A 6,904-nucleotide genomic window follows, 5' to 3' on the forward strand; every position below is an offset into this window, starting at 1 on the left:
GGGTGCGGGCCCTCGCCGCGTCCCGCCGCGTTCTTCCGTGTCCTTCTGCGTGCCGTGTGCGCTTGCGCAGGCCCGCTCCGGCTCAGCCGGTGCGCGGAGTGAGGCGTGCCGGTCCCTTCATCGGGTGCTCCCGCAGCGTCAACCGCAGGTCGGGACTGCCCGGGGACTCGGCCATGGGCCCTGGGTTCGACGGCACCCCGCCGACCGAGCGGCCTGGATTGCGCGGAGCCTCGTAACTCGCCCTGCCGAAGATCATCGTCAGCAGCGAGGCCCCCAGCACGGCGGCGGCGAGCCCGTACGAGGCACGGGTCCAGAACTGCGTGCGCTTCTCGCTGCACGCCCGCACCTCACTCGCCGGTGCGGGCTCGGGTGCCGGTATGGCCGCGGCGAGCTCGGCCAGTCGTTCGTGCAGCGCGTCCGGCTCCCTCAGCTCCGGGATGCGCTCGGCGACGGCCGCGCGGGCGTTCAGCAGACGCGTCGCGGCGGCCGGGGTGCTCGCCTCCGTCTCGGCGGCCGTCTCGGGGAGGTCGAGGCCGAGGGCGTCGTACAGCAGCAGGGTGCGTCGGTACATGGGCGGCAGCGCGAGCAGGGAGTCCCGGAGTGCCTGGCGTGCTGAGCCACCGGCGTCGCCGGGAGTCTTCTGGTGTTCCGGGGGGTCGGGCTCCGAGGGGTTGCCCCGGCGCAGCCGGTGCCAGGGCGACATGGCGTACTCGTATGCCGCCGCCCGCAGCCAGCCCGGTGGGTCGGGGTCGACAGCCACCTCCGGCCAGCGCTGCCAGGCTCGGTGGAAGGCGTACTCGACCGCCTCAAGGGCGAAATCCCTGTTGCCGGTGAGCAGGTAGGTCTGGCGCACCAGACAGGAGACCGTGCGCCGGTAGAGCACGTCGAACGCCTGCTCGGCAGTCCGGGGTGGAGGCTCGCCCACGGGGTACGGCGAAGGGCGCAGCAGCTGGGCGGCGAGCTGTGCCAGGTGACTATGGCCGCGGTCCCCGCGCCGGGAGGCGTGCGCCGCTGCTTCGGGCGCGCGCTCAGGGCCGCCGGTGCTTCCGGAGGCCCCGGTCCTGCCGGGCTCCCTCATGTTCCGGGGCTCCCTCGTTCTGCCGGGCTGCTCCCCGGCTCCCGCGGTCTTCCCGGGCTGGTCCCCGGCTCCCGCGGTCTTCCCGGGCTGCTGCCGGGCCTGCGCCGCCGGCGGGTATTCCGCGTCGATCTTCGGCAGCTCCAGGGTGTCCTCGGTGCCGCCCCGCCCGCCGGCGTCGTTCCCGCCACGGGTGGCCTCCGCCCAGCGGGCCTCACGCTCGGCCTGGGCCTTGGCCTCCTCTTTCGCCGTGAGCTCCGCCTGGTATGAGGCGAGTACCTTCGCGTACGCCTCCCGCTTGCGTCCGCGCGGGTTGGTCCGGCCGGTCTCCCAGGACCGGACCGTCGCCCGGGTGACCCCGACGGCTTGTGCGAGCTCCTCCTCGCTGAGGGACTTCGACTCGCGCAGCCTGCGTCGTTCCTTGGGTGACGGCAGATCGTCAGCGTTCTTCGCGGTCTTCGCGTTCACGGCGTGATGGGCGTTCTCGGCAGGGTCCGGGGCGCTTCGCCTCATGGAGGCTCCATGGGGTCGGTGACGGTACCGTTACGAACAGTACATAAAAGTATCTTCCGCGACACCACGGCTATTTGCCTGTTACCCGGATAGAACGGGCCATCTTGGCAGCATGGCCGGGTGACCGAGATGACCCACCACAGCCCTGTCCCAGCGGTGGCCGTACAGGGCGCCCGGCCACCCGCCGTCCTGTTCATGGCGGCCGTACTGCGCGGTGTGATGGCGGCCGGGCTGGGCTTCGGCGCGCTGGCGGTCCCGGTGATCCTGATGTGGATCAGTTCGCCCTATCCGGACAGCGGCCCACGCGGGGCGCTGCACGTGGCCGCCGGGCTGTGGCTGCTGGCACATGGCGCGGAACTGGTCAGGGCGGAGACCCTTTCGGGCGCCCCCGCGCCCGTCGGGGTCGTGCCGTTGCTGCTGGTGGTGCTGCCCATCTGGTCGGCACATCGCGCGGTACGCGACACGCTCGAGTCAGGGGCTGGGGCCCGGGGTGCGGTGGGTCTTGTGGTGTCCGGGGTGACCTGCGGCTATCTGCTGATCGCCACGACGGTGGCGATGTACTCCACCGGTGGGGCCCTCGCGGCCGAACCGCTCAGTGCGGCGCTGCACCTGCCCGCCGTGACCGTCCTGTCAGCCACGGCGGGTGCCTGGACGGCGTGCGGACGGCCGCTCGGGCCGCTGCCCGCGTGGGTTCCCGCGGGGCTGCGCGGCTCAGGCACGCGCACCCGGTTTCTCGTCGCGCTCCGCGCCGCGGGTGCGGCGACCGCGACACTGGTCGCCGGCGGAGCCCTGCTGTTCGCGGCGTCCCTGGCGTGGCACGCGGAAGCCGCGGGGGAGCAGCTCGTACGGCTCGCGGCGGACTGGCCGGGGCGCTTCGCGGTCGTGGTGCTGGCGCTGATCCTGGTGCCGAACGCGGCGGTCTGGGGCGCCGCCTATGGCCTCGGCTCCGGCTTCGCGCTGGGTACGGCCGGCACCGCGGCGCCTCTCGCGGTCGCTGAGGGTGCGACGCCACCCCACTTCCCGCTGCTCGCCGCCGTACCGGCGCAGGGCCTGGAGGCGCCGCTGATCTGGGCGTGTGCCGCCGTTCCGGTGGCGGCGGGCGGTGCCGTCGCGTGGTGCACGAGTCGTGCGGCGCGCGAGGCGGGCACGGCGGACGGCGGAGGCCGGGAGGCGGCCTGGGGACGCCGGGAGACAGCCGTTGTCGCTCTGCTCGCCGCCGCGCTGTGTGCGGTGCTCATGGCGCTGCTGGCGGCCTGGGCGGGCGGGCCGCTGGGGACGGCGGGACTGGCCGACTTCGGTCCGGTCTGGTGGCTCACGGGTGCGGCGGCATTCGGCTGGACGGCGGCCGTCGGCATCCCGATCGCGGTCGGCGCACACACCTGGCACATGCGTCAGGCGACCGGCGACAGCAGGCCCGACCCGCGTGAGGTCTGCTGGGCTGCCTCGAAACGGGCGGTGCAGGGGCTCCTGGGCCTGGTGCGGGGCGTAGCGGGCAGACCGGGGCCGCCGAGCCCGGCTGCCGGTGCCGCGCCCCAGCCCGTCGCGACGGTCGCCGAGCCGGAGGCACCCGAGCAGGACGAGCCGGCACCTCCGGTCACGGACCTGGATGCGTCCGACCCGGCCCCGGTCACGGACCTGGATGCGTCCGACCCGGCCCCGGCCGTGAACCTGGATGCGTCCGACCCGGCCAAGGTCACGCACGGGGCCGCGGCAGGCCCGGACACCGACGCGGATGCAGAAAGGGGGACGGGCGGTCCGGACACCGACACGCGTGCGGTGAAGGGTGAGGACGCGGGTGCCCCGGACGCGGACGTACACGCGGAAAGGGGTGCTGCCCCGGACACCGACTCTAAGGGCCAGGGCGGCCGGCCCTGACCTGGCCTACTCCTGGACGCCGACCAGCTTGCGCAGCGGATCGGGCAGGAGGTCGTTGCACGCGAGCTGGCCCGACTTGGTGAGGGCATCGTCGCGGCAGGTGTAGAAGTCGCGGTAGACGAGCTGCATCGTGAAGGTCATCGCGACGATCACGAGCGCGACCACCGCCATCACCATGCCGCTGACCGCGGCCGTGACCTGCGGTCTGCCCCCGCCTGCCTGGGCCCCCGCGCTGGCGCCACCCGCCGCACCCACGGAGCCCGCCGTGCTCGCTGCTCCCGCCGCCGGCGCAGCGGCCTGCCGGCGTGCCTTGGCACGCAGGGAGCTGCCGCCCCAGTACAGCGCGAGCGCGCCGAGCAGCAGGGCGATCTCGCCGAGGTCGAAGAGAGCGAAGAAGAAGGCCCACATGCCCGCGAGCAGCGCGTAGCGGGCACGACGCTGGGCCGGGTCCGTCGGGTCCCAGCGCAGACTGCTTCCGGGGCCGCCCTCGGAGCCGCCCTGTCCGCCTTGCCCGCCGGGCCTGCCGCCGAAGCCACCCGATGAGCGCCCCGGCTGGCGGCTGCTCCACTGGCCCCAGCCCGACGACGGACGCCGGCCACCCTGACGGCCGTCGTCATCGTCCCCGCCGTCGCCCTCGCCACCACCGGTGCCGTGATCTCCGGCGCCCCGCCGCGGCTGCCACGGCTGGTCGGGGGAGCCCTCAGGCGGCGGTGCGAAGGGGTTGTCGTCTGCGGACCCCTCCGCCGGTTCCGTGGACTGGCGCTCCCGCAGCAGCGGGGACCCCGGCATCAGGGAGCCCCGCTCGCGGGAGAGCGGGGAGCGGAGAGCCATGCGACGGTTTCGGACCGGCGTGGACGGCATGTGACGAGTGACTTCCCCTCTGGACTGCTGCTGAGTACCGCTGAGTACCCGCTGTACTCGGGCTCCGTATGCGGATGAGCCCTGCCCCAGACGCTACCTCCCGGCCACGCCCCCGTCCCGTGGGGGCCGCGTGGTGTGCCGGTATCGTTGCTGACGGTCGACGGCTTCGTAGAGTTCCCCGTATCGCCGGACTCGTTTTATTCGTATGACCACACAAACGTCATCACGCCGCAAACGCAACACGAAAAGAGTCCCCCGTGGCTGCCGCCCGCCTCGTCGTCCTGGTCTCCGGATCCGGCACCAACCTCCAGGCGCTGCTCGACGCCATCCACGACGATCCCGGGGGCCCCGAGGGCTTCGGGGCCGAGATCGTGGCCGTCGGCGCCGACCGCGACGGGATCGCCGGCCTCGAACGGGCCGAGCGTGCAGGGCTCCCGACCTTCGTGTGCAGGGTGAAGGACCATGCGACCCGTGAGGAGTGGGACCGCGCCCTGAGCGAAGCCACCGCCGCCTACGAGCCGGACCTCGTGGTGTCGGCGGGCTTCATGAAGATCGTCGGCAAGGACTTCCTCGCCCGCTTCGGCGGCCGGTTGGTGAACACCCACCCCGCCCTGCTCCCCAGCTTTCCCGGGGCCCATGGCGTCCGCGACGCGCTCGCGTACGGCGTGAAGGTCACCGGATGCACCGTCCACTTCGTCGACGACGGCGTCGACACCGGCCCGATCATCGCGCAGGGCGTGGTGCACGTTCGGGACGAGGACGATGAAGCCGCTCTGCATGAGCGCATCAAGGAAGTCGAGCGTCAGCTGCTCGTCGATGTCGTGGGGCATCTGGCCCGCAACGGCTACCGCATTGAGGGACGAAAGGTAGTTATCCCGTGACCGCCGAAACCATGAAGCGGCCCATCCGGCGCGCGCTGGTCAGCGTCTACGACAAGTCCGGTCTGGAGGAGCTCGCCCGCGGGCTGCACGAGGCCGGGGTGGAGCTGGTCTCCACCGGCTCCACCGCAGGCCGTATCGCCGCCGCCGGGGTCCCGGTCACCAAGGTCGAGGAGCTGACCGGCTTCCCTGAGTGCCTCGACGGCCGGGTCAAGACGCTGCACCCGCGCGTGCACGCCGGGATCCTCGCCGATCTGCGCCTCGACGCGCACCGCGAGCAGCTCGCGGAGCTGGGCGTCGAGCCGTTCGACCTCGTCGTGGTCAACCTCTACCCGTTCCGCGAGACCGTCGCTTCCGGCGCGAGCCCCGACGAGTGCGTCGAGCAGATCGACATCGGCGGCCCCTCGATGGTCCGCGCCGCCGCCAAGAACCACCCGTCGGTGGCGGTCGTCACCAGCCCCGGGCGTTACGCCGACGTGCTCAGCGCCGTCGGGGCGGGCGGCTTCGACCTGGCCGCCCGCAAGCGCCTCGCCGCCGAGGCGTTCCAGCACACGGCCGCGTACGACGTGGCGGTGGCGTCCTGGTTCGCGTCCTCGTACGCCCCGGCCGACGAAAGCGGCTTCCCCGACTTCATCGGCGCCACCTACCAGCGCTCCAACGTGCTGCGGTACGGCGAGAACCCGCACCAGGACGCGGCGCTGTACGTCACCGAGGCGGGCGGCGGGCTCGCGCAGGCCGAGCAGCTGCACGGCAAGGAGATGTCGTTCAACAACTACACGGACACGGAGGCCGCGCGGCGTGCCGCGTACGACCACGCCGAGCCGTGTGTGGCCATCATCAAGCACGCCAACCCGTGCGGTATCGGGATCGGCGCCGATGTCGCCGAGGCGCACCGCAAGGCGCACGCCTGCGACCCGCTGTCGGCCTTCGGCGGAGTGATCGCTGTCAACCGCCCGGTGTCCGTGGCGATGGCCGAGCAGGTCGCCGAGATCTTCACCGAGGTCATCGTCGCCCCGGGCTACGAGGACGGCGCGGTCGAGGTGCTCGCCCGCAAGAAGAACATCCGCGTGCTGCGCTGCCCCGACGCTCCCGCGGCCCCCGTCGAAATCAAGCCGGTGGACGGGGGAGCTCTCCTCCAGGTCACCGACCGGCTCCAGGCGGACGGTGACGACCCGGCGAACTGGACGCTGGCCACCGGCGAGGCCCTTGATGCCGCCGAGCTCGCCGAGCTCGCCTTCGCCTGGCGCGCCTGCCGCGCGGTGAAATCCAACGCGATCCTGCTGGCCAAGGACGGCGCTTCGGTGGGCGTGGGCATGGGGCAGGTCAACCGCGTCGACTCCGCGAAGCTCGCGGTGGAGCGCGCGGGCGCTGAGCGTGCGACGGGTTCCTACGCGGCCTCCGACGCGTTCTTCCCCTTCCCCGACGGCCTGGAGATCCTGACGGCCGCCGGCGTGAAGGCGGTGGTGCAGCCGGGCGGTTCGGTGCGTGACGAGCAGGTCGTCGAGGCCGCGAAGAAGGCCGGCGTGACGATGTACTTCACGGGGACGCGGCACTTCTTCCACTGAGGTGCTGAACGCGCTGACGCGCTGATGTGGTTGGCACAGGCACTGCCCGTCCACCCGTCATGAAGTCCGTTACCTGGTGGCGGACTCAGGACCCGGCACACACGACAGCGGCGGGCTCCGACGAATCCGTCGGAGCC

5 protein-coding genes are annotated in these 6,904 nt (G+C 72.8%); 3 read left to right on the forward strand and 2 right to left on the reverse strand.

Translation table 11 applies throughout. The annotated features are described in order from the left end of the window. Positions 1-82: 82 nt before the first annotated feature. Positions 83-1,588, reverse strand: coding sequence for a helix-turn-helix domain-containing protein (locus ACFV6V_RS30800; protein WP_385571134.1), 1,506 nt, complete (start codon positions 1,586-1,588; stop codon positions 83-85). Positions 1,589-1,717: 129 nt separating this feature from the next. Here ACFV6V_RS30800 and ACFV6V_RS30805 point away from each other — a divergent pair, with 129 nt between their 5' ends. Then, positions 1,718-3,463 carry a DUF6350 family protein gene (locus tag ACFV6V_RS30805; protein WP_385571137.1) on the forward strand — a complete coding sequence of 582 codons (1,746 nt, stop codon included), beginning with the start codon at positions 1,718-1,720 and terminating at the stop codon, positions 3,461-3,463. Positions 3,464-3,469: 6 nt separating this feature from the next. On the opposite strand, the gene ACFV6V_RS30810 is transcribed toward ACFV6V_RS30805, so the two are convergent. Beyond that, the gene (locus ACFV6V_RS30810) at positions 3,470-4,294 is read right to left on the reverse strand and encodes a hypothetical protein (protein WP_385571135.1); all 825 of its coding nucleotides are present in this window, start codon (positions 4,292-4,294) and stop codon (positions 3,470-3,472) included. 287 nt (positions 4,295-4,581) lie between these two features. Between ACFV6V_RS30810 and purN the strand changes: the two genes are divergently transcribed. Then, the gene (purN, locus tag ACFV6V_RS30815) at positions 4,582-5,205 is read left to right on the forward strand and encodes a phosphoribosylglycinamide formyltransferase (protein WP_385571136.1); all 624 of its coding nucleotides are present in this window, start codon (positions 4,582-4,584) and stop codon (positions 5,203-5,205) included. Between the two features lie 11 nt (positions 5,206-5,216). Further along, positions 5,217-6,767 carry a bifunctional phosphoribosylaminoimidazolecarboxamide formyltransferase/IMP cyclohydrolase gene (purH, locus tag ACFV6V_RS30820; RefSeq protein ID WP_385571138.1) on the forward strand — a complete coding sequence of 517 codons (1,551 nt, stop codon included), beginning with the start codon at positions 5,217-5,219 and terminating at the stop codon, positions 6,765-6,767. The last annotated feature ends 137 nt before the right edge of the window (positions 6,768-6,904 follow it).

This window comes from Streptomyces sp. NPDC059828 (assembly GCF_042731955.1).
Lineage (GTDB): Bacteria > Actinomycetota > Actinomycetes > Streptomycetales > Streptomycetaceae > Streptomyces.